Genomic DNA, 26,861 nt, shown 5'->3' on the forward strand with positions numbered 1-26,861 from the left:
TGTAATTAGAGCGGGCATCGGTTACTCTACCGCTGTTTAAACCCAATCAATTGACTTAAGACCAGAGGACCAGATGGCAAGCAAAGATAATAACTCCGAAGCGCAGAATAAAGAGCAGCCGGACGCGGCATTTTTCAAGCGTGCCGATGCGCATATTGATCTCTCAAATTCGCAAATGGGCAAAGATGCCAACAGCGGCCAAGTGAGTGCTTCAATGATGTTTTCACTGGCTCGCTTCAATGCCTGGCTCACCGCTGCCAGCAGTGGCAATGTGATCCAGATGCTGGACAGTAAAGAAGATGCAATCGAGTATTTTGTGGCGGAATACAAGCAGATGCTAGAGCAAAACCTCGACGAGTATATTGAAAATTTCGACAAATATATGGGTACCCGGGACAAAGAATGATCCGTTTAACCAATATAAAATTACCGCTTGATCATAACGAGCAGGCACTGCGCCAAGCTGTCTTGGCTGAGCTAAAAATCGACGATACTGAGCTGCTCAGCGTTGAGGTGTTTCGTCGTGGCTACGATGCGCGCAAGAACAGTAATATTTTCCTGATCTATACGCTGGATGTCACGACCACTCACGACGAGGCGCTTCTGGCGCAGTTTGCGGATAACCCGTTGATCAAGCAGACCCCGGATATGAGCTACAAATTTGTCGCTCAGGCCCCGACTGATCTGCAAGAGCGGCCGGTGGTGATTGGCTTTGGCCCTTGTGGTTTGCTGGCCGGTTTGGTGCTGGCGCAAATGGGTTATAAGCCACTAATACTGGAACGCGGTAAAGCGGTTCGTGAGCGTACCAAAGATACCTTTGGCTTTTGGCGTAAGCGCGAGCTCAACACCGAATCGAATGTGCAATTTGGTGAGGGCGGCGCGGGGACTTTCTCCGATGGCAAGCTGTATAGCCAAGTGAAAGACCCGAAGCATTACTCGCGTAAAGTGCTGAATGAATTTGTTGAAGCCGGTGCGCCGGATGAGATTTTATTTGTCAGCAAACCGCATATCGGTACCTTTAAATTGGTAACGATGGTCGAGAAAATGCGTGCCAAGATTATCGAGCTGGGCGGCGAAATTCGCTTTAATGCACGGGTCGATGATCTGGATATTGAGAATGGCCAAATCACCGGCCTGACCTTATCGACTGGCGAGCACATTAAGTCCAAGCACATTGCCTTGGCCGTTGGCCACAGTGCGCGCGATACCTTTGAAATGCTGCTGAAAAAAGATGTGTATATCGAAGCAAAGCCGTTCTCGGTGGGCTTCCGTATTGAGCACCCGCAGTCACTGATCGATGCCGCGCGCTTTGGTAAAAATGCCGGTAATGAGATTTTGGGCGCCGCCGATTATAAGCTGGTACACCATTGTAAAAATGGCCGTTCGGTTTACAGCTTTTGCATGTGCCCCGGTGGTACCGTGGTGGCCGCGACCTCTGAAGAGAAGCGCGTAGTAACTAATGGCATGAGCCAGTATTCGCGGAATGAGCGCAACGCTAACAGCGCAATCGTGGTGGGCATTGACCCGTCTGATTATCCAGGCGGCCCATTGGCAGGGATTGATTTTCAGCGCGATTTGGAAAGCAAAGCCTATATCCTGGGTGGCGAGACTTACGATGCGCCCGCACAGCGCGTGGGCGACTTTATGCGTGGCCAATCCTCTGAAAAATTGGGTGATGTGACGTCATCTTACACTCCGGGAATTAAGCTGACAGACCTCAGCAATATTTTACCGGACTTCTGCACCAAAGCGATTCGTGAAGCCATTCCTGCGTTTAATCGCAAGATCAAAGGTTTTGCGCTGGATGATGCTTTGCTAACCGGTGTTGAAACGCGCACCTCTGCGCCAATCAATATCAAGCGCGATGTCAGCTTCCAGAGCATTAATACCAAAGGGTTGTTTCCAGCGGGTGAAGGCGCAGGGTATGCCGGTGGCATTATGTCGGCCGCAATCGACGGCATCAAAATTGCAGAAGCCATGGCATTGAGTATCAATGCGACCGAATTCTAACCTTTAAAGAGTAACAACCGTATGCAAACTATTGTGATTGTCGGAGGTGGGGCTGGTGGCCTTGAACTAGCCACAAGCTTGGGTAATAAGCTTGGCAAAAAGAAGCAAGCTAAAGTCATTCTGGTGGATAAAAACCGGACCCATATCTGGAAGCCCTTGCTGCATGAATTAGCCACCGGCGCACTGGACCGCAGTACCGATGGCGTGGTGTATCACGCGCACTCCGTTCGACATCACTATCAGTTTCAACTGGGTAATATGATTGGCTTAGATGGCGCAGCCAAGACTATTAGCTTAGCGTCGTTAGACGATGACAAAGGCAATGAAATCCTCCCGGAACGTACCCTAAAGTATGACACGCTGGTGATGGCGGTTGGCAGTGTGAGTAATGACTTTGGCACCAAAGGCGTCGCCGATAACTGCTACTACCTTGACTCTCACAAGCAAGCTGAGCGCTTTCACCATGCCATGCTAGATCAGTTTATGCGAGTCTATCAGCCGGGTGCGGCGGGTAAGCTGAAACTGGCGATTGTGGGCGGTGGTGCGACGGGGGTTGAGCTCTCTGCTGAGCTATATCACGTGTCTGAGTTGATGAAGATGTATGACCTCTCAGATGAGGGAACGACTCAGCGCCCCCAAGTGACATTGCTGGAAGCAGGGCCACGCATTCTGCCAGCACTGCCTGAGAAGATCGCAACCTCTGCACGCCGTGAGCTTGAAAAACTGGGCGTAAAAGTCATGGTCAACACCCGCGTAATTGAGGCGGATAAGAATGGCTTTATTACCGCAGATGACAGCCGGGTGGATGCGCACTTAACGGTGTGGGCTGCCGGTGTTAAAGCGCCAGACTTTATTCCAGAACAGGGCTTTTTCGAAGTTAATCGCATTGGCCAGATTATGGTGAAGCCAAGCTTGCAAAGCACCGTGGACGACTCGGTATTTGTAATCGGTGATTGCTGTGGTTGCAAGCAAGAAGATGGTAGCTGGGTGCCACCTCGCGCACAATCGGCGCATCAAATGGCTAGCCAAGTGTATAAAAACATTATGCTACAACGCCAAAACAAGCCGCTTAAAGATTACGTTTACAGCGACTATGGCTCACTGGTTAACCTCAGTAACTACAGCACCGTCGGTAGCTTAATGGGTAACTTATCTAAGGGCTCGATGTTTATTGAAGGGCACTTGGCTCGTATGGTGTATGTCTCCTTATACCGCATGCATCAGATCGCCATTCATGGCTGGTTTGGTGGCGCAGCGGTGTGGATGGCGCATAAAATCGGTAACACCGTAAAACCAAAAATGAAGCTGCACTAAACTGTAGTGGCATAACACTCGGGGGAACACATCATGCAGGCCATTCTCTGGATGTCTGGCGCACTGGCATCGTTTTGCGGCATGGCAATCGGCGCACGTGAGCTCAGCGGCGAGATCAATACCTTTGAAACGCTGTTCTTCCGAAGCTTGATTGGCCTGCTGGTGGTGACGACTGTCATCTTCTCCAGCGGGCAACTCTCCCTATTTAAAACCCAACGCATTAAGCTACATACTCTGCGCAATGTCTTTCACTTTGGCGGCCAGTACGGCTGGTTTCTGGGGATTGGATTATTGCCGCTGGCTGAAGTGTTTGCCATTGAGTTTACCGTGCCATTTTGGACAGCAATTCTGGCGGCAGTGTTTCTAGGGGAGTCGTTTACCTGGCGGAAATCGCTGGCAGTCCTATTAGGGCTGTTGGGTGTGTTAGTGATCGTGAAGCCCGGTACGGAAATCTTCAATAGCGCCTCGCTGATTGTACTGGCTGCGGCGGTCGCTTATGCCGTTTCACATACCGCTACCAAGGGGCTGGCGTCCACTGAAAAGCCGCTGACCATTTTGTTTTATATGTGCTTAATCCAGCTGCCAGTGAGTTTGATATTGGCCATTCCTAACTGGACGGTGCCGGAATGGGTGCATTGGCCGTGGTTGCTGCTGGTAGGCATCACCGCGCTAACGGCGCACTTTTGCATGACCAAGGCAATGCAGTCTGCCGAGGTGAGTGTCGTGGTCACGCTGGACTTTATCCGCCTGCCTCTGATCGCAATGATTGGTGTGCTGCTCTATGGCGAAAGTGTCAATCTGTCGCTGGCGATTGGCGGCGTGCTCATGTTGCTGGGTAATCTGGTGAATTTCTACAAGCCTAAAGCGGCTAGTAATCAATAAAACGGTGAACAGCAAGCCAAAGAACTATGATAAAATCGATACTTAGCTTAAGGAAGTGAAAATCTACAGGATTCGGCTTGCCCAAGCCCTTGATCAATTGTACTGTCATAACGCGGCACCTCACTCGATGGTATCGCGTTATTGCTGTCTATCTTTTGAGGGAATCTATGTCAAATATCCAACGTTTTCGGCACTTCATTCAGGACTTCACTCGCCTAATTGATGGCGCTGAGGGTAACGAGCCACAGATTCTAGCCACTGGAAAACCCTTGCTAGTCGACCTGATTAACCACGATGATTGGTTACCGTCCCGATTCTCTCAACCCGACCGCAATACCTATCAGCAGTTTTTATTGCACTGCGACCCGCTGGAACGTTTTTCAGTGGCCAGCTTTGTCTGGGGGCCGGGCCAAACCACGCCAATACATGATCATACCGTGTGGGGCATGGTTGGCGTAATGCGTGGCGGTGAACGTTGCGAAGAGTTTAGCCACGATAGCGAAACCGGCGCATTGCAGTGTACCGCTCAGCATGAGCTAGGCGTTGGTGATGTGGATTTAGTCTCACCTACCATCGGTGATGTGCATCGGGTAAGTAATGCCTTGAGCGATCAGGTCTCGGTTAGTATTCACATTTATGGCGCTAATATCGGCGCAGTCAAACGTCATACTTTTGATGAAGCCAGCGGTAAGGCCAACACCTTTATCTCCGGTTACAGCAATAATGTCATGCCCAATCTTTGGGACCGCTCGCTGGAGGCTTAAGCCTTCGGCAATACCTCAACCCCGATCACATTCTCAGGAATCCCCATGTCTGAATCAACCGAGCGCCTACGGGTGCTCACGGCGGGTATACTCAGCCTTATTTTACTAGTGGGGATTGCCCGCTTTGCCTATACGCCGCTATTACCGATTATGCAGCAGGAAGCAGGATTAGGTATTTACGATGCCGGTCTGCTGGCTACCATCAATTACATCGGTTATCTGTGTGGCGCGATTATCGCCTCACAAATTAGCAGCATGATTTTAAAAGATAAGCTGTATCGATTAGGGCTGGTGGTCGCGGTACTAACGACCATTGGCATGGGCTTAACCACTAATGTTTGGCTTTGGTCGGCGCTGCGTTTTTTGGCGGGATTAAGCAGTGCGGCAGGCTTGTTGCTGGCTTCTGCCTTGATTATGAACTGGCTCATTCGCAATGATCATCGCAGCGAACTGGGTATCCACTTTTCGGGCTTAGGGTTAGGGATTGCCTTTGCTGCGATTGCTGTTGAAATCCTCCATCGTTATTTTGACTGGGATCAGCAGTGGTTTATTTTAAGCGCCATTGGTGTGCTGATTTTGATTCCAGCATGGCGTTGGCTGCCACCACCAGATACCAGCGCGGTAACCCGTAGCGGCAGTGCCATGGTGGACAATCCGCCTGGTCCGGCCTTTATGCGCTTGTTTATGATTTCCTATTTTTGTGCGGGCATTGGTTATGTGGTGAGTGCGACCTTTATTGTCGCGATCGTCAATAAGCTGCCGGGGCTGGAAGGTAAGGGCGCTTGGACATTTATGGTACTGGGTTTAGCGGCGGCACCGGCTTGTATTATCTGGGATTTGATTGCACGGCGAATTGGCGATATTGATGCGCTGATTCTGGCTGGCTTAATCCAGATTGTGGGGATTATGTTGCCGATACTGGTACCAGGGTTTGCCATGGCAATACTTGGTGCAGCGATGTTTGGTGGCACGTTTATTGGGATCGTAAGCTTGGTGCTGACTATGGCTGGGCGCTATTACCCGACACGGCCTGCGAAGATGATGGGAAAAATGACTGTGTCGTATGGCTTGGCGCAGATTGTTGGACCTATGATTGTAGGGCTGATGGCGCAGCAGAGTGGGGATTATAGTAATGGTCTGTATCTGGCGGCTGGGGCGATGGTGGTTTCGGTGTTGGTGATGGTGCCATTGCGGAAGATGGCTTGAGGTAGGGCAATATTGAAGACGTCACAATCGCAAACTCCAGAGCAACTGCCGATGCGATGAGAGGTGCTTTAGTCTAAAGCAACAAACACCAAAAAAACGCCCGCTAAACTCAGCGGGCGTTTTTATTTTGGATAATCGCTTAACAAGCCATTACCTGTTAACTAGCTTAGCTACGACGTAAGCGCACCAAAGCCAATCCAAATAACGAGAACAACATCCACAATGGCGAAATCGCACCACCACCACTCTTAGGCGTGATATTTAGCCCAACAATCACCGGATCATGATCTGAAGAGCGGTAAGCACTATCGCCATAATAGGAAGTCACTTCAGTATCCGCCTTGAAGTTAGTGTTGTAATCAAAGCCAATCGGCTCATCCGCATTGATATGCCACTCAGTTGTATCGCTGACTTTGCCGACCAGTGAAGCGCTGGCAAAGGCATAATCCAAGGTTCCCCATTCACCATCATAGACATACGATGAGGATTCACCGGCTTTAGCACCTAGGTCCACGTAGCCTGCATCTTTCAGGGCAGTGATTGGGTCTTCCATTGCGTAGGAGTTGAAATCGCCCAGCAGTAGGATGTTTTGGTTGTCCATGCTACCCAGTTCAGTCAATAGCATTTCAACCGCACCTAAGCGAGTCAGGTTGCAGTTACCTTGACCATCATCCAGATCAGGATCACCAAGCTCATCACAATCTGAGCCTTTAGATTTCAGGTGATTAACCACCACGGTAAAGGCATCTTCATCATCGCCATCTACGGCTTTAAAGCTTTGGATCAGGCTAGGGCGGTTCTTATCATCGTTATAATCAACCGATGAGTAGTCACCAAACGGAACCACTTTTGCAGGCTTATAAATTAGCGCTTGCTTGATGGCATCATCACCTAGCATGCCGGTCTTGATGTAGTCATAAGTATCGGTACCGACAATGCCATTTAGATTATCAACCAATGTCGCGACGGCGGTATCATCAGCATTATTCTCGATTTCGATCAAGCCAAAAATATCGGCATTGATGGCCGACAGGGCGCTCATTAGCTTGGCATTCTGACGCTCAAATTCCGCGTCATCATCCGCGCCTCGGCAGTTAGTATCGCCGTCGCCACAAATTTCTGAGCCTGCGGACTTGAGTGTTGTGAAGTAGTTAAGCACGTTAAAACCAGCGACTTTAAACTCACCACCAACAGACTCTGGTGTAGCTGAGCGCGCATTGGCTGCTTCGAAAACGACATCCGCTGCCGGAACGAGGGTGTAACTACCATAGCTATAATTCACAACACTCGTGAGGCCAGTTACGGTGTAGCCACCGCGAATGGGGTTGTCATAAGTCAAATCACCAAAGCCCGGATAGCTCACGGTAGGGTTCTGTGCATTACTGCCGTCATCCATTACCACCACATTTAACTCATTAGCGGCTTTTTGCAGATTAGCGTCATCACCCGGTGCAGCGACTTGAGTGGGGTTAGGTAGCTTGCCTGAAGATGATAATGACACCTGTCCATAACGCGCTAATGAGTACGTCTCCGTTACTGTCAACGCTTGCGGGAAGGTGATCAACATCCCCTCGTATTTTTCAAGGTCATCAGCTGCACTAAATGGCAGACTGACGTCTGTTGCGGCTACGGTTGCACCCGTTTCACACACTTCATAGCTACTCAGGCTTTTCAGCTGAGTCAGATCATAATACTCATCAACCACACCTTCGACCGCTACCACGTCGCCCACGGCCGGACTATTGTCGCGATCGTAAACGAACAAACCTTCCGAGCTGGCAGGGTCGCCATCTTCGTCGGCTAGCTCTTCCTGAATCATATAGCCGTTCAGAGCAGGCAGTACCTTAGTAACCACCGCTTGCAGCGTCACAGTCTCATCGACCATGGACGAGTTTGCGCCAGTGCCTTGCACCTCAGAAATGACGTGAGTGGGTAAGTAACATTGGCCGAATGCAGTGCCGCTCAGTGTTAACAACGCTGGTGCGCAGTATAGAAAGGGTTTCAGCTTCATGCAGTATCCTTTTTATGTGATGGTAGGAGTGATCGCTATGGGCGCATAAATGCGCGAGAACGACGTAGCCTATGGGTTGAATGTTAAAGTTTTGTGTATCTGAAGCGTTTTTTCTTAGTTTGCGGATAACTTAGGGTTGGAACGGGTGGATAAAATCTCAAACGCTTAGCTTTGATCGTATATTAATGTGCATGGATATGGCAAACACAAACCGTTAGTATTTAGACATTGATGATTTTCACTAAATGATTGGGATTTTGATAATGTCTAAGATTGAAAACTGGTTTTGGAAGGCCGTTGCGGTGCTGACTGGATTGCTATTAATCGCACTGGGACTGTTTTCACTGTATGAGCTGGTTAGCTGACAAGCAAAAGCCCTGTGCATTGTCCACAGAAACTGTGGATAACAGTGTTAATAGCGAAATGACAACCACCGTAGAGCGAGTCAGAGCCTCGCCTCTAGCTAATTGATTATTAATTAATCAGTGTGTATATAAGTAAAATGATGACCCAACCCATTCTAACTACGGCACGCCTCACACTGCATCCTTTTACGCTGGAAGATGCGGCCATTATCACATTATTGGCGGGCGATAAGCGTGTGTCGGAGATGACGGCCAGCATTCCTCATCCGTACTCTAAAGACTTGGCTCTGCAGTGGATTGCCGGTCGCGAGCCCCAATGGCAATCCGGGCATTATGCTTACTACGCCATTACGTTAACCGACTCAGGCGACTTGATTGGTGCCGTCAGCCTTATGGAATCCGATGAGCCTAATCAACCGCAGCAAGCCGAGTTAGGCTATTGGATTGGCGTGCCATACTGGGGCAAGGGCTATGCGACTGAAGCGGCGCAGGCGCTAATCAATTTTGGATTTGAGTCATTGGATTTTCAGCGCATTGTCGCACGTCACCTAAGCCGCAATCCGGCTTCTGGCAAAGTGCTCACCCGTTGCGGCTTTCAACATTTAAAGAAAACGGAAGGTAGCTGCGGCGAGAAGTTCGAAGCATTGGATTATTATGAGATGATAAAGCCTGATCCCACCCACTAAGCCGGAGCACTCATGTTAAAAGGCATTCACCACGCAGCGATTATTTGTTCGGATTACACGCGCTCCAAACATTTTTACACGCAAGTGTTAGGGCTGGAAATCGCCGCTGAGAATTACCGAGAAGCACGCGACTCCTACAAGTTGGATTTACAATTACCCGATGGCACTCAGGTGGAGTTGTTCTCATTTAATGGCTGCCCCGAGCGACCGAGTTACCCCGAAGCACAGGGCTTGCGGCATCTGGCGTTTGTGGTTGAGGATTTGGATAGGGTAGTTGCCCACCTTGAATCTCATGCCGTAGCAGTTGAGCCGATTCGGGTTGATGAATATACTGGTAAGCGCTTCACCTTTTTCAGCGATCCGGATAATCTGCCGCTTGAGCTGTACGAACGCTAAGGCCATAGTATTGCCTTATGCACATTGTCCACAGAAACTGTGGATAAGATTGTTGATAGCAAAGTCATAAGCCGCACAGAGCGAGACAGAGCAACCGCTCAAGCGGATTGCTTAAAAAACAACCAGTAACTATTGCTGTAAAAAAATGGCCTCAGGCAGTATTATCCGCGCAACCTTATTTCACCCAAACCCGGCACACATTCCATGACTACAAACCTTCATATCATCGACCATCCTCTGATCCAACACAAACTGACGCTGATGCGTCGTCGCGAAACCTCCACTCGTACCTTCCGCCAATTAGTCAACGAAATCGCTATGCTGCTGTGTTACGAAGTGACTCGCGATCTGCCGCTGACCACTGAGCTGATCAATACGCCTATGGAAGAAATGGATGCACCGATTCTGGCTGGTAAGAAGCTGTGCTTCGTGTCAGTGCTGCGCGCGGGTAATGGCTTACTGGATGGCATGCTTAACCTGATCCCATCCGCACGTGTTGGCCATGTGGGCTTGTATCGCGACCACGATACACTGCAAGCGGTTGAGTATTACTACAAAGTACCAAGCGACATTGCTGACCGTTTGGTGATTGCCGTTGACCCAATGCTGGCAACTGCAAACTCTGCGATTGCCGCAGTACAACGCTTAAAAGATGGCGGCGCGAACAACATTCGTTTCTTATGCTTGCTGGCAGCTCCGGAAGGCGTTGAGGCATTTAATAAAGCGCATCCTGATGTGCCGTTATACACGGCAGCGGTTGATCGCCAGTTAAACGAAGCAGGTTACATCCTGCCAGGTTTAGGCGATGCGGGTGACCGTATTTTTGGTACTAAATAAGTCACCGAAGCCTAAGCCATCATTGATTACTCAATGATACACAGCGCCCTGATCGAATGTATTTTGATCAGGGCGCTGTGGATTACTAGCCTTCAATAAACCGCTCTAACTGCAAACGGTAAGCTGCGTTTTCACGCTCCAAGGCTTCTTTTTGCTGCATCAGATCAATCATCATTGATACGGCAACCCAATCGATTTCAAAGTCATTGGCTAAACGTGCTGCCTTTTTGATGACAGGTACGGCACTGGCTTCAAACACCCAGTCCGCAGCCAACTCACCCTGAATCGGCGTGACGATATCATGACTGACGATTTCAACGATCACGTCATGTTCCAGACGCTCCAGATTGCACAATTCGGCAAACGAGATATGTAGTATGGTGGCACTCATTTCGTATTCCTCCAATCTGCTCTGGGGTCAAACTCGGCACTCTCTGCAAGTTGCGCCCACAGCTTCTGAGCCTCCTCATTGCTGTCGGCTGGCATCACAACTTTGACCACCGCATACAAATCACCGGTTTCTTTTTTACCTTGTAAGCCTTTTCCTTTAATGCGCATCTTCTTACCGGCTTGCGTATTGGGTGGAATGGTCAGGCTGATTTTACCGGTGAGGGTAGGTAGCGTGACCTTAGTGCCCAGCGCGGCTTCCCACGGTGCCAGTGGCACAGTAATCGTGAGGTTGTGCCCCTGAACATCAAACAAAGGATGCGGAACCAAGCGCACATGCAGGTACAAATCACCCGCCTCGCCACCGCCAAAGCTCGGTACTCCCTGACCTTTTAAACGAATGCGCTCGCCATCAACCAAGCCTTTAGGAATAGTGACCTTGAGCTGCTTTTTGACCTGCGTGACTTGGCCATTTTCCATCTTGGGAATCGTGTATTCGATCGTGCGCTGTTGATCGCCGATAGTCTCTTCTAGAAAGACTGGCAACTCAATTTCGGCATCTTCGCCGCGCATTGGTCTACGCGTATGGCCGCCTGCACCTGCAGGGCCACCGCCACCAAAGATCGAATTAAAGAAGTCAGAAAAGTCTTCAGAAGACTGACCGCCAGATTCAAAACCACCGCTACGTTGCCAATCCGGTGGTGGCTTAAATCCTCCACCTGGCTGACCGCCGTATTTGCGAAGCTCATCAAACTCTGCGCGCAGTTTCTCATCTTTCAGAACGGCGTAGGCTTCGGCGACTTCCTTGAACTTCTCGCCCGCACCTTCCTCAGGATTGACATCCGGATGGTATTTGCGGGCCAGCTTGCGGTAAGCCGTTTTGATGGCTTTAGCATCCGCCTCAGGCTCCACGCCCAGTATTTTGTAGTAATCCTTAAAGTCCATACGTACCTTCGGGTAAGTGAATGAAACACGGTTATTACTATGCGCTTAAAAGGGTGGGTAGGTTATGATTTTAATCAAGTTGTTTAAGGAAAATGCGCATGTCTTCGTTATCAACTCGCTGGTAAATCTCCTCGACAGCTAAGGTGGCTTTAATAGACTCAAACGTGATCTCTTGTCCGGGGTAATAATACTCCGAACGCCAGTCTAAACGGCGACGCTGTACTTCAATTTCAGCGACATCCTGCTCAATTAGCACATATTCCTGAACACTGGGTAAGTCTAGGTATTCGGCTCGCTTTTCAGTTTTATCCGCACGACGGGTACTGCGTGACAGAACTTCAACAATCAGAATTGGAGACTCCCGAACATGCTCATCATCGGATGTATCGCTATCACAGATAATTTGTAAGTCGGGGTAGCGATAGCGGTTTTCTTGAGTCTTCAGCAACATATCGCCACCGACCGGAAAACAGGGCTGGCCGCGTAACTCATTCCATAACAAGCCATACAGATTGCCAGTAATGAGATTGTGCCAGAGGCTTGCTCCGGCCATTGCAAATACCTGACCTTCAACAAACTCATGCTTAACTTCACTCTCACGCTCGCCAGAGAGGTAGTCTGCGACGGAGATGTCATTAGTTTTCAAGTTTAAAGGCGATGCTGTATTAAGAACATTTTAATTGGCTGTTTTTTATGAAGAAGTGTCGCCGTAATGGTTCTGCAGTTTCTTCAACAACTCCAGCCCACGCTTTTTATCGCCACGACTGGCAAGCGCCTTAAAACGATTTTCCGCATCGAACTCGGTTAGCGCCATGATGGTGAACTCTTCGTACAGCTTGTTGATACTGATCTTGCGAGACGCAGCCAAAGATTTAACCCGCTGATGGGTGTCTTCCGGCAGTCTAACTGTAATCATACCCATGATGACTCCTTAATAAATGTTTGGGGGGTAACGACTTTTAGCTCGTCGAATATTAACTCCCCACTTTTAAAATCACGCACATTGCTGGTAATGATGTATTTGGCTCCACCAGCGACCGCAAGTTCAATCAGATGATTATCACCTTCGTCTTTCAGGTTGGGACGCCAGCCGAAATAAATCTTGCACCATAGGCAGCAGGATAAAAAAGCTGATAGGAACTCCAAGCGTTCACTATCATCGAGTGGGCATTTCTGCATGATATCTTCACGGCTAATCACGTCTTGATATTCGTTGAATAGCGCATCACCCATCAACGGCATGATTTTATCCTCCAAGCTAAGTGCTATCACCTGCCTTGCAGTACCCGCTTCTTTTCCCAATAAGGCTGCAGCCATAACATTGGTATCAATGACAACTTTCAAAGAACTTACTCCCCAATCTTGATATTAAATGCTAGCATATACACTAGCATTTTAAAAGTTGAAGTTTTTAGCTCAACCAGTCCTATATCGTGAAACATCCAAAAAGATAATCGTATTACCCTATAAAGTACAAAAATAGCTACTTATACTGCGCTATTTTTAGAACATTTAGGGTAATACAATATTTCAAACCTGTAACTCTAGATTGTCAGGTCGCAGGAAATCTACCCAATCTTACAACCGAAAATCCACCGCCGAAGATTGCTCACCCAGCGTCACCGTACTCAAGCGCGGCGCACTAGTCGCAACCACCTTACCGCGACGCATTACCATCAAGCGATTACTACGCAAGCGCAATGCCTCTACCGTATCTTTAGCCTGCAACACCACCAAATCCGCATTACAACCAATCTCCAGGCCATAGCCTTCCAAATTCATCGTTTTCGCACCGTTTTCAGTGACGGATTTAAACGAGGCCTGCATCTCTGCCACACCAGTCATTTGTCCAACATGTAACCCCATGTGCGCCACATCCAGCATGTCGTAAGTGCCAAGGCTATACCACGGGTCCATAATGCAGTCATGGCCGTAAGACACATTGAGGCCTCGCTGAGTCAGCTCTTTCACCCGCGTCATGCCGCGTCGTTTCGGGTAGCTATCATGGCGACCTTGCAGCGTGATATTAATCAGCGGATTAGCCACCACATTGAGTTTCGCCTCTGCCATTAGCGACATCAGCTTGCTCACATAATAATTATCCATCGAGTGCATGGAGGTGAGGTGAGAGCCAGTCACGCGGCCATGTAAACCCAATCGTTGCGTTTCATAGGCCAGTGTTTCAACATGACGTGAGAGCGGATCATCCGACTCATCGCAGTGCATATCTACCATCAAGCCACGCTCGGCGGCTAGTTCGCACAGCGCTTTAACCGATGCCGCACCATCACTCATTGTGCGCTCAAAATGGGGAATGCCACCGACCACATCCACGTCCATATCCAGAGCACGGTTTAGGTTTGTAACGGAGTTTTTATAACGGAAATAGCCATCCTGCGGAAACGCCACCAGTTGCAGATCAATCCATGGGGCCATTTCTTTGCGCACTTCTAAAAGCACTTCGGTCGCCAGCAGGCTGTCATCGCAGATATCGACATGGCTGCGAATCGCCAAAGTGCCTTGAGCAACGGCCCACTGGCAAATATCTAAAGCGCGCTTTTTTATGTGCTCAGCGTTGAGGTCGGGCTTTAGCTCATTCCAGATTTGAATGCCTTCCAATAGCGTACCGCTTTGGTTTAAGCGTGGCTGTCCGAGGCTTAGCGTGGAATCCATGTGGAAATGGCTGTCAACGAAAGGTGTGGAAACCAAATTGCCTACGGCATCGAAGCTCTCATGTGCTGGTAGGTCTTTGGCTTGGCTGACTTCGACAATTTTGCCGTCTTTAATGCCGATGGACATGTTGCTGCGGCCATCGGGGAGGCTTGCGTTTTGGATTAGATAATCGAGCATCGTGGCATACCGTTAGTTAGATAGGGCTTATCTTACAATGAAATTAGGGGAGGGTAGAGAAGGAATCAATAGCCTGCCAGTGGAAAGCCAAAGGTGCATCTGTTACAACAGTTATAACCGTATCCAAACTTAGGATTCTCTATGGCCTTATCCGATTACGCTTTATGGCGCTCTCCCTCCCATCACGAAGATCTCGACGAGGCCCACGATCACGTTCACTGGGTTGAGTTGTTCTATGATTTGATCCACGTAGTCTGCATTTTCATGCTAGGTAACTACCTATCACACCACTTGTCTTTTCAAGGCCTGTTTATCTTTGCAGCGTTATTTACCGCTATCTGGATGGCGTGGGCAGAGGCTTCCTATTTCAGTTCCTTATTCGTCAGTACGGATGTTTACCACCGCTGCATTATGCTGGCGCAGGTTTGCACGGTGATGTTAATGGCCGCATCCATCCCGGATATTGCAGACGGTGGCGCTGTTTATTTTGGCGTTGCCTATGCCTGTAACCGAGCGCTTACCGCCTTATTATATCGGCGTGTTATCTGGCGACGGGCTGGAGCATTTGAAGTCTCTCGTGAAATGTCGCGTAACTTTTTCATTGCTGCATTAGTCTTTTTAGTGGCGGCCTTCTTGCCATCCCCTTGGAGTTACTGCCTGTTTGGCGTGATGATTGTGCTTATCCAAATCAGCTTTTTTCATCCCAAGTACGGCGTCATGCGGCTAAAGCGTTTTACCCCACGGGTGGCTCATTTCTCTGAGCGGTTTGCACTCTTATTTTTAATCGTGATGGGCGAGGGCTTTTTTAAACTGGTCATTGCTTTATCTGAAAAAGGGGTCGATAAGGTCAGCGCCGATGTGTTGATCAACTTTTTCCTCGGCGGTATTACTATTTTCATACTGACTTGGGCTTATTTCGATTTTGTTGGAAATGGCAGCCCAATCGCAGATAACAAAAAGCTTAGAGCACGTTGGTGGTATGGTCATTTGGCGCTGATGCTAGCGGGCGTAATGATTGGAGTGGCGTTAAAAGCGGAAGTGCAGGTCGATTTCTTTGATCAATACCCATTCAAGTATGCCGTTTTGGCTTGTGGCGGTTTTATCCTTTTCTGTCTGTCGTTGGCGACTATTCAATCCGCAATTGAACACCATGCTGGGCACCGCTTTTACACGCGAGATGTTCAGGTCTTTGGTATTGCCATGGCGATCGTGACACTCTGCGCAGTACCTTTTGTACCCGCGTGGGTAGGTAATGCCTTGTTCGGTATTGCGGTGGTCTCGCAGATAGCGATTCCGCTGGTGAGGGCTGTGCGCGCCATTGAAACCGGAGATAAAACATAAGCACCTTAAATCCGATCCCCCTTACGAAACGGCTGCAACAACGCCTTAGGATAAGTCGCCCGCCTAGCCATTACCATCATCGCCACAATGCTCAATACATAAGGCATCATCAAAAAGAATTGGTAGGGAATAGCACCATTGGTCATTAGGTTTGCACGTACCTGCAATGCATCAAACAAGGCAAATAGAATTGCACCAAGAAAGGCTTTACCGGGCTTCCACGAAGCAAAAATAACGAGTGCGACACAGATCCAACCACGACCATTAATCATCCCGAAGTAAAATGCATCAAACGCTGATATCGTGAGAAACGCGCCACCAATCGCCATCAGCGCACTACCAATCATAACGGCCCCAGTACGAATCGCCAGCACATTAATACCCTGTGCTTCATTGGCTATTGGGTTTTCACCAGCCATGCGAACAGCAAGCCCAATCGGCATCCGATACAGTACATAGATGATGATCGGCACCAATGAATAAGCCAAATAAGTCAGCGGCGACTGATTGAATAAGGCAGGGCCAAGCACGGGTATATCCACTAGAAAGGGAATCGCTACATCCTGAAAGGGAACGATTTTTGGTGGCGCTGTAGTTGACGGTATCAGCATTTTGAATATGAAGTAACTAAGTGATGATGCCAATAGCGTGATGCCAATGCCACTAACGTGCTGAGAGAGCCCGAGATGCACGACAAAAATACTGTGCAGGAAGCCAAACACCATTCCAACGAGTGCTGCAAATAGCACGCCTCCCCATAAATCACCGCCTTGGAAAACCCACATCCACCCAGCCATCGCGCCCATGGTCATGATGCCTTCGATACCGAGGTTGAGCACGCCAGCACGTTCACAAATCAGCTCGCCGAGTGTGCCAAATATCAACGGCGTCGCAATGCGGATAACGGCAGCCCAAAAACCGGTCGTAAGAAATAACTCAAGAATTTCCATGCTCGACTCCTAACGCCAGATGATGCGATAACGAGTCAGCATATTGCTCACTAAAATCGCTAATAATGATACGGAAACAAGTACGTCAGCTATGTAGTTTGGAATGTTAACTGCGCGACTCATAGCGTCAGCGCCCACATAGACAGAGGCTAGAAAAATAGCGGCAGGGATAACCGCTAATGGCCGCAACTGGGCAAGCATTGCCACGGCAATCCCGGTATAGCCAAACCCTGGGGAAATATCTAAAGTCAGGTAGCCTTTTAAGCCTGCCACCTCACTAACGCCTCCCATGCCAGCCAAGCCGCCACTCATCATGGCCACTAAAAACACCGATGAGTTGACTGGAATACCAAAGAAAGCCGCTGCTTTTGGGTTGTGTCCTACAGCACGGATTTCGTAGCCCCATACGGTATATTTGAGGATAAACCAGATAGCGACCGCCAAGCAGACCGCAATAATAAAACCAATATGCAGTCGTGATTTTGCAACGATAGTGGGTAGTACACCTGCATCAATAATGGGCTCAGCCTGAGGCCATCCCATTGACATGGGGTCTTTCCAAGGGCCTTCCAGTAGCAAAGACACAAACAATAAGACCACGAAATTCAATAGCAGGGTGGTAACGACTTCATCGACTTTAAGGTGTGTTTTAAGCAGTACAGGGAGTAGTAACATCAAACCACCAGCCACCGCGCCTGCGATAAATAGTGTCGGGATCATCAGGAGTGGTGGCAGATTTATCATGCCAGTCCCAATCCACGTTGCCATCATTGCGCCGCAATATAATTGGCCTTCAGCACCGATATTCCAAAACTTTGCCCGAAATGCGACTGCGGCTGCCAGACCGGTAAAGATCAATGGGGTCGCGCGAGTCAGACTTTCGGTAATGGCAAAGCTTGAACCTACTGCACCTTTGATCAATGCCCAATACGCGTTTAAAGGGGATTCGCCTGCCCAGATAATCAGCAGCGAACACAGTAGAAAAGCACTCAGTAATGCGAGAATAGGTGAGAGCCTGGAGAATGCAGGTACGTTTTCACGAAGTTCTAATCTCATGTTAATTGCACCTCATCAGCCAGTATTTCTCCACTCATCATTAGTCCAACTTTCTGCACATCGAGTTGAGCAACGGGATAAGGTCCACGAAGCTGGCCATCAAACATCACCGCAATTCTGTCTGATACTTGGAAAAGCTCATCTAAGTCTTCTGAAATAAGGACAATGCCTGCGCCCGATTGGCGAGCTTCTAATAATTTTTCTTGTACAAAACTGATCGCACCTTCATCCAATCCACGAATAGGTTGGTTGGCGATAATGAAGTGCGGGTTATTACTAAAATTACGTGCCAGAATGAGTTTTTGGATATTACCGCCAGAGAGTAGGCGGGTTTCAGCATTTGGGCCTTCACAGCGAATATCGTACTGTTCGATCAACTGCTCAGCTTCTTGTCGAGCCTCGCTTTGATTGATAAAAATACCGCGCTTCGCTTGAGTTCTGACCTTTTCAGCGATTAGGTTTTCCCACACTGTCATTTCGCCAACCACACCTTCAGTACCACGGTCTTCAGGAATGCGTCCGACTTTAAGTCCCACTAACGCACGAGGGTCTGCTTGCTTAATAGGGTTATTAAATAGCAGGAACTCGCCACCGTCAGGCAGCGTTTGACCATTCATAATGGCAGCAAGACTAGATTGTCCATTGCCCGCCACACCCGCTATGCCAACAATTTCATTTTGATGAACGTCGAGGTTTATATTCTCGAGTGCTACTAAGTTGGGAGTTGCTTTTAGTTGCACGTTTTGTAGTGCCATCACTCGCGTTCCAATCGCAAGTGGTAAGGCTTTCGGTCTGGTCACCTTGCGTCCGACCATTAGCTCAGCCAGCGAGGCTTTACTGGCGTCTTTGGTTAGCACTTCACCGACCATTTTGCCGCCTCGAAGTACCATCACACGATCACTCACCGCCAATATTTCATGGAGCTTGTGAGAGATGAAAATTATGGATAAACCCTCAGCGACCATTTGCTTGAGGATACTGAATAACTGTTGTGCCTCTTGGGGAGTGAGTACCGCAGTAGGCTCATCCAAAATCAATACGCTAGCACCGCGATACAGTGCTTTAAGGATTTCTACACGTTGCTTTTCACCGACGGATAAATTAGCGACCAATGTATCTGGCTTGATGACTAATCCAAAGCGTTCGCTCAGCTCGGCTAGTCTGCGGCGAGCGGCTTTGTCGTTGCGGTAAAGTTGAAATAGGGGTTCTGTGCCTAGCGTAATATTATCCAGAACACTGAGGTTATCGGCGAGCGTAAAGTGCTGATGCACCATACCGATACCTTGTTTAAGCGAGGCCTGTGGTTGCCCTGGGGGAAGGGGCTCACCGTTAACCTCTATACTACCTTCCTCACTCACATAATGACCAAACAATATGTTCATCAGGGTAGTTTTACCGGCACCGTTTTCACCTAAAATGGCCAGTACTTCCCCTGCAGCCAATGACAAGGAAATATTGTCATTGGCCACCAGAGACCCGAAGCGTTTGGTAATGTTGCTGAGCTTTAAACGGCAGTTAGTTTGACTACTGATTGGAGTTTCAGTCATCATTATCAAGCTCCGGGTAATTGCTTAGAAAGTTGACTTCGGCTCTTCGTCGTTAATAGCCACTTCGTGCTTTCCGGCAATGATGTCAGCACTCAGTGCTTTGACTTTGTCTTTCGCCTCATCGCTGATGCGATCTTCAAACTCATAGAAAGGGGCCAGCGATGCGCCACCTTTTGCCATCATTGTCCACTCTTTGTAGTTCTCAGCGCTAAAGCTGCCATCTTTTACTTTCTTAATGGCTTCGCCGATTGCATTTTCCATGTGCCAAAGTGCAGAGGTCACCACCACATCGGTGCCGTTCTCTTCTTTGTTCATGTCATTCACGTTACCAAAGGCTAGGATGCCTTTTTCCCGTGCTGCATCGACCACACCTGCACGCTCTGCGTACAAGATATCAACGCCGGACTCAACTTGTGCAAAGGCGGCTTCTTTTGCTTTTGGTGGATCATACCAAGAGCCGATAAAGCTAACTTTGAACTGCACTTCCGGGTTGACCGAACGTGCACCTTCCATAAACGCATGAAACAGACGATTCACTTCACCGATCGGATAGCCTCCAACCATGCCTATTTTATTCGACTTGGTCATCGAACCTGCGATGACCCCCATCAAATAACAAGGCTCATGAATGTAGTTATCGAACACAGACATGTTTTTACCGTACTCAGGGAAAGAATCGCCCATCAGTAATGCCAGCTCAGGATAGTCGTCAGCCACTTTTCTGACTTCACGACTAATACCAAACGCCTCGCCAACCACCAGATTAACACCGCTTTCCGCATATTCGCGAAGCACTCGGATGTAATCGGTATTGGCGACTTTCTCGGAATAGACGTACTCAATCTCGCCCGCATCAGCCGCAGCTTGCAACGCGAGGTGGAGTCGAGCATCCCATTTTTGCTGTAAAGGTTGAGTGTATATACCAGCGACTTTAATGGTTTCAGCGTAAACCGAAGCCGAGAAAATCAGGGCAAATGCCATCATGATCTTGGCGATAAACTTGTTTCGGTATTTCATAGTTCATTCTCTTGTTAATTGAAAAAGAGGGTCAACGTATGGATATCACTTACTTAATCTTACCCGCAACAAAATAGATCAAGCCACCTAACAACGAACCAGTAAACCAGCCATAGCTATAGAACCAGCTCAGCTCGCCCGTCATTTGCGCAAACACAGTCAACGCAACCGGTACGAAAAATGCTACAAATCCACGCCAGTTCCATGCAGGGTAGTCGCCTTTTCCGGTGTACAGGCCAGGTAAGTCTAATTGCTGCTTACGAATCAGGAAGTAATCGACAATCATAATACCAGCAATCGGGCCAAGCAGGCTGGAGTAGCCTAGTAACCAGTTGGAGTACATGCTCTCAACGCTCACGTCAGAAACGATCACATCCAGCTTACGCAGTAGCTCCCAACCCATCATGACCACACCGACCAAACCTGTCAGCATGACCGCTTTAACGTGGTTGATTTTCTTCGGTGCAATGTTCTGGAAGTCGTTAGTTGGAGACACGATATTGGCTGCAGTGTTAGTCGACAGCGTTGCAATGATAATCAAAATCATCGCGGTGATTACCCAAAATGGGCTCTCGATTTTACCAATCAGCGTCACAGGGTCAGATACCGTTTCACCGACCAGCTGCACAGACGCAGAAGTCAGAATCACACCCAGTGCCGCAAACAGGAACATGGTTAATGGTAGGCCAACAATCTGGCCCCAAATCTGGCTTTTCTGTGACTTGGCATAACGGCTAAAGTCAGGAATGTTCAGAGACAATGTCGCCCAGAATCCAACCATCGCAGTCAAGCCGCTTAGGAAGTAACCCATAAATGGCGCATCCGCTGGGCGGTTTGGTTCCTGAGCAAATAACTCGGTGATCGATGCTTGAGGGTAAGCCCACACGATCAAACCAACACTGACCGCTAGTAGCAAGGGTGCCGATAAGGTTTCCAGCCATTTAATTGACTCAGAGCCACGAATAACCACCAGCAGGTTCATTGCCCAGAAAATGAAGAAGCCAAGTACTTCACCGGTGCCGCCTAAGCTGGCCCAACCGGGGGAAAACTCGGAGATCAGCAAGTGAATCGCCAGACCACCAAACATCGTCTGAATACCGAACCAACCACAGGCCACAATCGCCCGAATCAAACAGGGCACATTGGAGCCGATAATTCCGAAGGAGGAACGTAAAACAACCGGGAAAGGAATACCGTATTTGGTACCGACGAAGGCGTTAAGAATGAGCGGGATTAAAACGATGACATTAGCGGCGAAGATGGTCCATAAAGCTTCACTAACCGATAAACCGAAGTAGGCGGTTAACACACCACCGAGCGTGTAAGTCGGTACGCAGATCGACATCCCGATCCACAGTGCGGCGATGTTCCATTTACCCCACGTACGTTGTGCAATTTTCGTCGGCGCAATGTCATCATTATAATAATCACTGCTAGCGACGTCATCGCCTAGCTCCAACTCAATAAACTCGCCCTGCATTCTAGTACTGCTTTGTTTATTCATAGTTCACCTAATAAACGGTCAAAGATCATGAAGGGCGACAGCGCAATGTGTCGCCCCGGTGTGGTATTTCCTCTCCGGTTTGCAAACAGGTTTTAGCCCGGCTGATTAGCCTTTTCCAGCATGGCGTTGATCAATACATCACAGCCTGCGGTAATCCACTCAGGCTTGGCATCTTCCACTTCGTTATGGCTGATGCCGTCAATGCATGGCACGAATACCATTGATGTTGGAGCTACTTGCGACATGTAACAGGCATCATGACCGGCACCGGCGACAATATCCTGATGAGCAAAGCCACAAGCTTCAGCGGCATTGCGCACCGCGTTGACACAGCCTTCATCAAACGGGACAGGCGCATAATAGAAGATTTGCTCCAGGTCTTGCTCTAAGCCAATGGTTTGGCAGATTTCATCGATGCCGCTGCGAATCGCCGCATCCATTTTTGCCAATACTGCATCATCCGGATGACGAATGTCGATAGTGAGGAACACATTACCAGGGATAACGTTACGCGAGTTCGGATACACATTCAGCATACCCACTGTGGCGCAGGCCACTGGCGCATTATCCAAACCGACTTTGTTCACCAGATCAACCACGCGTGCCGCACCTAATAGCGCATCTTTACGACGAACCATTGGAGTAGGGCCAGCATGCGACTCAACGCCGGTTAGGTTCAGTTCGTACCAACGCTGACCTTGCGCGTGAGTTACCACACCGATTGGTAGTTCGGCTTCTTCAAGGATTGGGCCTTGCTCGATATGCACTTCAAAGAATGCGTGAACATCGCGGCCGCCCACTTCCTCTTCACCAGCATAGCCAATGCGCTCCAGCTCTTCGCCCATGGTCTTGCCATCTTCATCGGCACGGGATAAGCCGTATTCCAAATCAAATACACCGGCAAATACGCCAGATGCCACCATGGCAGGGGCAAAGCGTGAGCCTTCCTCATTGGTCCAGATCGCCGCTTCAACCGGGTGCTCAGTCTCAATGCCGTGATCGTTTAAGCTACGAATCACTTCTAAACCAGACAGCACACCATAAACACCATCAAAACGGCCACCAGTCGGTTGTGTATCAATGTGGCTACCCGTAATTACCGGCGGGAGGTCGTTGTTCTTACCGGCACGACGGGCAAACACATTACCCATTTTATCGATCTTGATGGTACAGCCAGCGTCCTTACACCAGCTCACAAATAAGTCGCGTGCTTCCTTATCCAAATCGGTCAGAGCTAAACGGCAACATCCACCTTTTTCAGTGGCGCCGATTTTAGCCATTTCCATCAAGCTGCCCCACAGCCTGTCACCATTAATCCGTACTGCTTGTTGCTGTGTCACGGTGTCTACCTCGCTATTCATTGGTTATGAAAGCATTGCCGATGAGTCGCTTAAAACACGCTCATAAACCGGCGCTGCCCAATATCATCTTGGTCAGTGCTTGGGTTTTGGCTTGGAATGCTTTCTCAGAAAATTCTTGGTGATCGTTCAATATTGCAATTTGCGATTTAAAGTCGGCGTAGTGCTGCGTGCTCGACCAAATCAGGTACATAAAAGCATGCGGGTCAGTAATCGAAATCTTGCCTTCAGCCATCCAGCGCTCCAGCATAATCACCCGCTCATGCGTCCAGCTTTTCAGCGAACCAGAAAGGAATTCCTCCATCACCGGCGCACCGCTCATAATCTCCTTAGCCCACACGATAGAGCCATAAGGGCGATCATGCGCCAGCTGCATTTTTGCTTGTACGTAGTTAGTGATAACTTCTTTAGGGTCATCACTGTTTTCAAAGGTTGCCGAAGCCTGCATCCAGTCATAGAGCATATTCTCCAGCACCAGGCGATAGAGATTTTTCTTGGTTTGGAAGTAATACAGGACGTTGGATTTAGGCAATCCAGACTCATCGGCAATCTGTTGCATACTTGCGCCATGAAACCCATTAACCGCAAACACCATCTCTGCCGCACTTAAGATCAGTGCTTCGTTTTCCTCACGAATCTCAGCGTTGGTACGCTTCGCGGGGGCAGGGCTGTTGATTTGACTAATGGGCTGCATGGACGCTCCGTTAACTTGCTCGCAGTGGATTATTCGGGTGAGTAGTCCAGTCCGCATGCTCTGCGCTAACCGGGCGCTGCGTTCTCAGGTCCATCTCACCCGGTGCTTTGCTCACCATGGTAATACATTCCTCGACAGGACACACGGTTACACACAAGTTACAACCCACACATTCCTCTTCAATGATCTCAAATTTACGGAAACCATCAACCATATTGGTAATCGCCTGATGCGACGTATCTTCACAGGCAATGTGACAACGGCCGCAAGAGATGCATTTATCCTGATCAATCACCGCCTTATCCACGTGATTTAAGTTCAGGTTTTGCCAATCAGTGACTGACGGAACGGCAACACCGACTAACTCATCAACCGACGTCATGCCTTTCTCATCCAGAAAGCGGCTCAGGCCATCAATTAAGTCATCAACGATGTGGAAGCCGTAAACCATTGCCGCCGTACACACCTGAACGTTTGACGCACCGAGTGCCAAGAAATCAACGGCATCTTTCCAATCAGTGACGCCACCAATACCAGAGATAGGCATTTTGCTGGTGGCCGGTGTGCGTGCTATTTCTGCAACCATGTTCAGAGCAATCGGCTTAACCGCTTCACCACAATATCCACCGTGACTCCCTTGTGCGCCAGTCGTTGGGTACATGGTTAAGTTGTCATAATCAACACGCATAATCGAGTTGATGGTATTGATCAGAGACACCGCATCCGCACCACCGTCTACCGCTGCTTGAGCAGGGTGAAGTATGTTAGTGATATTAGGCGTCAGTTTCACAATAACGGGAACCGTGGAGTACTTTTTACACCACTCTGTTGCGCGTTGAATATACTCTGGAACTTGGCCCATTGCCGCGCCCATTCCACGCTCTGACATGCCGTGAGGACAACCAAAGTTGATCTCGAAACCGTCAATGCCGGTCGCTTCAATCAGTGGAATATGCTTCGCCCACGTCTCTTCATTCAGCGGAAACATTACCGAGGCAATGATGGCACGATCTGGCCAATCCAGTTTGCATTGGCGCATTTCATCAAGATTGGTTTGCAGCGGGCGGTCGCTGATTAGCTCAATGTTATTGAAGCCAATCACGCGGCCATCGTTGCTACGCATACCGGCATAACGGGGGCCATTGACGTTAACCACGCACGGGTCTTCGCCGACCGTTTTCCAAACAACGCCACCCCAGCCCGCTTCAAACGCGCGGTTGACGTTATACAATTTATCGGTTGGCGGCGCAGAGGCCAGCCAGAACGGGTTGGGTGAAGAAATACCCAGAAAATTCGATGTTAAATCAGCCATATAATTCTCGCTTGGTGCTTGTCGCAGCGTTAGTGGGATTGCTTCAGGAAGGCGTTAATGGATTGCGCGGCAACCTTGCCATCCTGGACTGCCGATACGGTGAGGTCATTGCCCCCCGCCACGCAGTCTCCGCCTGCCCATAGTTTGCTCACTGAAGTTCTACGGTCGGCATCGACTTTAATCTTGCCGTACTGCATTTCGATCTCTTCAGAGGCCCCACTTAAATCATTTGTTAGTAATTTCTGGCCAATGGCCTTGAATACGATGTCTGCCGGAATGTCGGTGTAAGCATCTAACATGCTCAGCTTGCCATCTGCTTCCGTCTGCGTGTGTTGGAAGCGTACGCCGGTGACCGCGCCTTCATCTAACAGCAGCGATTGTGGGCTTAAAGAATCCAGAATCGTCACGCCATTGATCTGTGCGTATTCCTGCTCGTGCTCGCTGGCACCCATTTGGGATTGCTCACGGCGATACACCAGACTGACTTTCTCAGCGCCTAACTTACGAGACTGCACCGCGATATCCACTGCGGTCATACCACCACCGATCACGACTACGTGCTCAGCCACTGGCAGCAGAGAAGGATCTTCGCTTTGGCGCAATGCTTCGATATAACGAACCGCATCGCTCACGCCGGTTGCTGATTCATTCTCAACGCGCAGCGAGTTTACATCGCCTAAGCCGACGCCGATAAATACCGCGTCAAACTCTTCTTCCAGCTTAGCCAGCGTAATGTCTTCGCCCAGCGTCACGCCATGCTGAATCTCAATCCCGCCAATCTCTAGGATGTAAGCCACTTCTTTTTGAGCGATTTCGTTTAAGGCTTTGTAAGCCGCGATACCGTACTCATTCAATCCACCCGCTTTCGGGCGCTTTTCTAAAATCGTGACCTGATGGCCTTCACGCGCCAAACCATGAGCGCAAGACAAACCTGCTGGACCGGCACCGATCACCGCAATGCGTTTGCCGGTTTCTTGGCCCCGCTTGAAGTACTGGATATTTTCATTAACCGCTTTTTCCGTCGCAAAGCGCTGGAGCAGTCCAATCTTAACCGGCATCTCTTCGTGATCGTTTCTAACGCAGGCTTGCTCACACAGCTCTTCGGTAGGGCACACGCGGGAGCACATCGCGCCCATAATGTTTTGTTCTAAGATCTTTTCGGCAGAGCCTGAGGTATTACCGGTTTTAATGCGGCGAATAAATTCTGGAATGTTGATGTCGGTTGGGCAAGCGATGGTACAAGGTGCGTCGTAACAAAAATAACAGCGATCGGCTTCGATGTGTGCTTGGTTCGCGGTTAGTGGTTCGGCCATCTCGACAAAATTTGTGCGGATCTGAGTGGCGTTCAATTTACCACTGAGTGCCGGGTCCAGATTAAGGTCTGGAGTGTTCTGGGTGTCCATAAGTGTGCCTCATTTAGCAAGGATTT

26 protein-coding genes are annotated in these 26,861 nt (G+C 49.2%); 10 read left to right on the forward strand and 16 right to left on the reverse strand.

The annotated features are described in order from the left end of the window. The first annotated feature begins 73 nt into the window (after positions 1-73). From LEUMU_RS25130 to LEUMU_RS0107685, 6 genes are all read left to right on the forward strand, one after another. On the forward strand, positions 74-406 hold the full coding sequence (locus LEUMU_RS25130; protein ID WP_022951695.1) for a DUF3144 domain-containing protein: 333 nt from the start codon (positions 74-76) through the stop codon (positions 404-406). Beyond that, positions 403-2,010 (forward strand): NAD(P)/FAD-dependent oxidoreductase, encoded by a 1,608-nt coding sequence (locus LEUMU_RS0107660; RefSeq protein WP_022951696.1) that lies wholly within the window; start codon positions 403-405, stop codon positions 2,008-2,010. The genes LEUMU_RS25130 and LEUMU_RS0107660 overlap by 4 nt, the downstream gene beginning before the upstream one ends. A gap of 21 nt (positions 2,011-2,031) precedes the next feature. Further along, positions 2,032-3,324 carry an NAD(P)/FAD-dependent oxidoreductase gene (locus tag LEUMU_RS0107665; protein WP_022951697.1) on the forward strand — a complete coding sequence of 431 codons (1,293 nt, stop codon included), beginning with the start codon at positions 2,032-2,034 and terminating at the stop codon, positions 3,322-3,324. A gap of 33 nt (positions 3,325-3,357) precedes the next feature. Further along, complete coding sequence (locus tag LEUMU_RS0107670) at positions 3,358-4,206, forward strand: DMT family transporter (RefSeq protein WP_022951698.1); 849 nt, start codon at positions 3,358-3,360, stop codon at positions 4,204-4,206. A 167-nt stretch (positions 4,207-4,373) separates the two neighbouring features. Beyond that, positions 4,374-4,970 (forward strand): cysteine dioxygenase family protein, encoded by a 597-nt coding sequence (locus LEUMU_RS0107680; protein ID WP_022951700.1) that lies wholly within the window; start codon positions 4,374-4,376, stop codon positions 4,968-4,970. Between the two features lie 45 nt (positions 4,971-5,015). Then, positions 5,016-6,176: a YbfB/YjiJ family MFS transporter gene (locus LEUMU_RS0107685; protein WP_022951701.1), complete on the forward strand. Its 1,161-nt coding sequence runs from the start codon at positions 5,016-5,018 to the stop codon at positions 6,174-6,176. Between the two features lie 166 nt (positions 6,177-6,342). On the opposite strand, the gene LEUMU_RS25135 is transcribed toward LEUMU_RS0107685, so the two are convergent. Next, entirely contained in the window at positions 6,343-8,187 is a 1,845-nt protein-coding gene (locus tag LEUMU_RS25135; protein ID WP_022951702.1) for an ExeM/NucH family extracellular endonuclease, read from the reverse strand. Between the two features lie 502 nt (positions 8,188-8,689). On the opposite strand from LEUMU_RS25135, the gene LEUMU_RS0107700 reads away from it, so the two are divergent. The 3 genes from LEUMU_RS0107700 to upp all read left to right on the forward strand — a co-directional run bounded on the left by LEUMU_RS0107700 (position 8,690) and on the right by upp (position 10,471). Beyond that, a complete protein-coding gene (locus LEUMU_RS0107700; RefSeq protein ID WP_022951704.1) occupies positions 8,690-9,238 on the forward strand; it encodes a GNAT family N-acetyltransferase in 549 nt (182 codons plus the stop codon). Between the two features lie 12 nt (positions 9,239-9,250). Next, positions 9,251-9,634, forward strand: coding sequence for an SMU1112c/YaeR family gloxylase I-like metalloprotein (gloA2, locus tag LEUMU_RS0107705; protein WP_022951705.1), 384 nt, complete (start codon positions 9,251-9,253; stop codon positions 9,632-9,634). A gap of 204 nt (positions 9,635-9,838) precedes the next feature. Further along, positions 9,839-10,471: a uracil phosphoribosyltransferase gene (gene upp / locus LEUMU_RS0107710; protein ID WP_022951706.1), complete on the forward strand. Its 633-nt coding sequence runs from the start codon at positions 9,839-9,841 to the stop codon at positions 10,469-10,471. 85 nt (positions 10,472-10,556) lie between these two features. Here upp and LEUMU_RS0107715 read toward each other — a convergent pair whose 3' ends face one another. The 6 genes from LEUMU_RS0107715 to LEUMU_RS0107740 all read right to left on the reverse strand — a co-directional run bounded on the left by LEUMU_RS0107715 (position 10,557) and on the right by LEUMU_RS0107740 (position 14,653). Continuing rightward, a complete protein-coding gene (locus LEUMU_RS0107715) occupies positions 10,557-10,862 on the reverse strand; it encodes a chaperone modulator CbpM (RefSeq protein ID WP_022951707.1) in 306 nt (101 codons plus the stop codon). Beyond that, on the reverse strand, positions 10,859-11,803 hold the full coding sequence (locus tag LEUMU_RS0107720; RefSeq protein ID WP_022951708.1) for a DnaJ C-terminal domain-containing protein: 945 nt from the start codon (positions 11,801-11,803) through the stop codon (positions 10,859-10,861). Before LEUMU_RS0107720 ends, LEUMU_RS0107715 begins: the two co-directional genes overlap by 4 nt. A 70-nt stretch (positions 11,804-11,873) precedes the next feature. Further along, the gene (locus tag LEUMU_RS0107725; RefSeq protein WP_022951709.1) at positions 11,874-12,449 is read right to left on the reverse strand and encodes a Uma2 family endonuclease; all 576 of its coding nucleotides are present in this window, start codon (positions 12,447-12,449) and stop codon (positions 11,874-11,876) included. A gap of 45 nt (positions 12,450-12,494) precedes the next feature. Next, on the reverse strand, positions 12,495-12,725 hold the full coding sequence (locus LEUMU_RS0107730) for a toxin-antitoxin system HicB family antitoxin (protein WP_022951710.1): 231 nt from the start codon (positions 12,723-12,725) through the stop codon (positions 12,495-12,497). Next, positions 12,716-13,147 (reverse strand): putative toxin-antitoxin system toxin component, PIN family, encoded by a 432-nt coding sequence (locus tag LEUMU_RS0107735; RefSeq protein WP_022951711.1) that lies wholly within the window; start codon positions 13,145-13,147, stop codon positions 12,716-12,718. The genes LEUMU_RS0107730 and LEUMU_RS0107735 overlap by 10 nt, the downstream gene beginning before the upstream one ends. A 234-nt stretch (positions 13,148-13,381) precedes the next feature. Then, positions 13,382-14,653 carry an amidohydrolase family protein gene (locus LEUMU_RS0107740; protein ID WP_022951712.1) on the reverse strand — a complete coding sequence of 424 codons (1,272 nt, stop codon included), beginning with the start codon at positions 14,651-14,653 and terminating at the stop codon, positions 13,382-13,384. A gap of 141 nt (positions 14,654-14,794) precedes the next feature. Here LEUMU_RS0107740 and LEUMU_RS0107745 point away from each other — a divergent pair, with 141 nt between their 5' ends. Beyond that, complete coding sequence (locus LEUMU_RS0107745; protein ID WP_022951713.1) at positions 14,795-15,994, forward strand: low temperature requirement protein A; 1,200 nt, start codon at positions 14,795-14,797, stop codon at positions 15,992-15,994. A gap of 5 nt (positions 15,995-15,999) precedes the next feature. On the opposite strand, the gene LEUMU_RS0107750 is transcribed toward LEUMU_RS0107745, so the two are convergent. From LEUMU_RS0107750 to LEUMU_RS0107790, 9 genes are all read right to left on the reverse strand, one after another. Further along, positions 16,000-16,944, reverse strand: coding sequence for an ABC transporter permease (locus tag LEUMU_RS0107750; protein WP_022951714.1), 945 nt, complete (start codon positions 16,942-16,944; stop codon positions 16,000-16,002). Positions 16,945-16,953: 9 nt separating this feature from the next. Continuing rightward, positions 16,954-18,000 carry an ABC transporter permease gene (locus LEUMU_RS0107755; RefSeq protein ID WP_022951715.1) on the reverse strand — a complete coding sequence of 349 codons (1,047 nt, stop codon included), beginning with the start codon at positions 17,998-18,000 and terminating at the stop codon, positions 16,954-16,956. Next, entirely contained in the window at positions 17,997-19,550 is a 1,554-nt protein-coding gene (locus tag LEUMU_RS0107760) for an ABC transporter ATP-binding protein (protein ID WP_022951716.1), read from the reverse strand. Before LEUMU_RS0107760 ends, LEUMU_RS0107755 begins: the two co-directional genes overlap by 4 nt. Before the next feature lie 21 nt (positions 19,551-19,571). Then, positions 19,572-20,564 (reverse strand): BMP family protein, encoded by a 993-nt coding sequence (locus LEUMU_RS0107765; RefSeq protein WP_022951717.1) that lies wholly within the window; start codon positions 20,562-20,564, stop codon positions 19,572-19,574. 49 nt (positions 20,565-20,613) lie between these two features. Continuing rightward, on the reverse strand, positions 20,614-22,068 hold the full coding sequence (locus tag LEUMU_RS0107770) for an NCS1 family nucleobase:cation symporter-1 (RefSeq protein WP_026744585.1): 1,455 nt from the start codon (positions 22,066-22,068) through the stop codon (positions 20,614-20,616). A gap of 92 nt (positions 22,069-22,160) precedes the next feature. Beyond that, entirely contained in the window at positions 22,161-23,408 is a 1,248-nt protein-coding gene (locus LEUMU_RS0107775; protein WP_245570690.1) for a Zn-dependent hydrolase, read from the reverse strand. A 61-nt stretch (positions 23,409-23,469) separates the two neighbouring features. Then, positions 23,470-24,120 carry a TetR/AcrR family transcriptional regulator gene (locus tag LEUMU_RS0107780; RefSeq protein WP_022951720.1) on the reverse strand — a complete coding sequence of 217 codons (651 nt, stop codon included), beginning with the start codon at positions 24,118-24,120 and terminating at the stop codon, positions 23,470-23,472. Between the two features lie 10 nt (positions 24,121-24,130). Beyond that, a complete protein-coding gene (gene preA, locus LEUMU_RS0107785) occupies positions 24,131-25,432 on the reverse strand; it encodes an NAD-dependent dihydropyrimidine dehydrogenase subunit PreA (RefSeq protein ID WP_022951721.1) in 1,302 nt (433 codons plus the stop codon). 29 nt (positions 25,433-25,461) lie between these two features. Continuing rightward, a complete protein-coding gene (locus LEUMU_RS0107790) occupies positions 25,462-26,835 on the reverse strand; it encodes an NAD(P)-dependent oxidoreductase (protein WP_022951722.1) in 1,374 nt (457 codons plus the stop codon). Between the last annotated feature and the right edge of the window lie 26 nt (positions 26,836-26,861).

This window comes from Leucothrix mucor DSM 2157, from assembly GCF_000419525.1.
GTDB lineage: Bacteria > Pseudomonadota > Gammaproteobacteria > Thiotrichales > Thiotrichaceae > Leucothrix > Leucothrix mucor.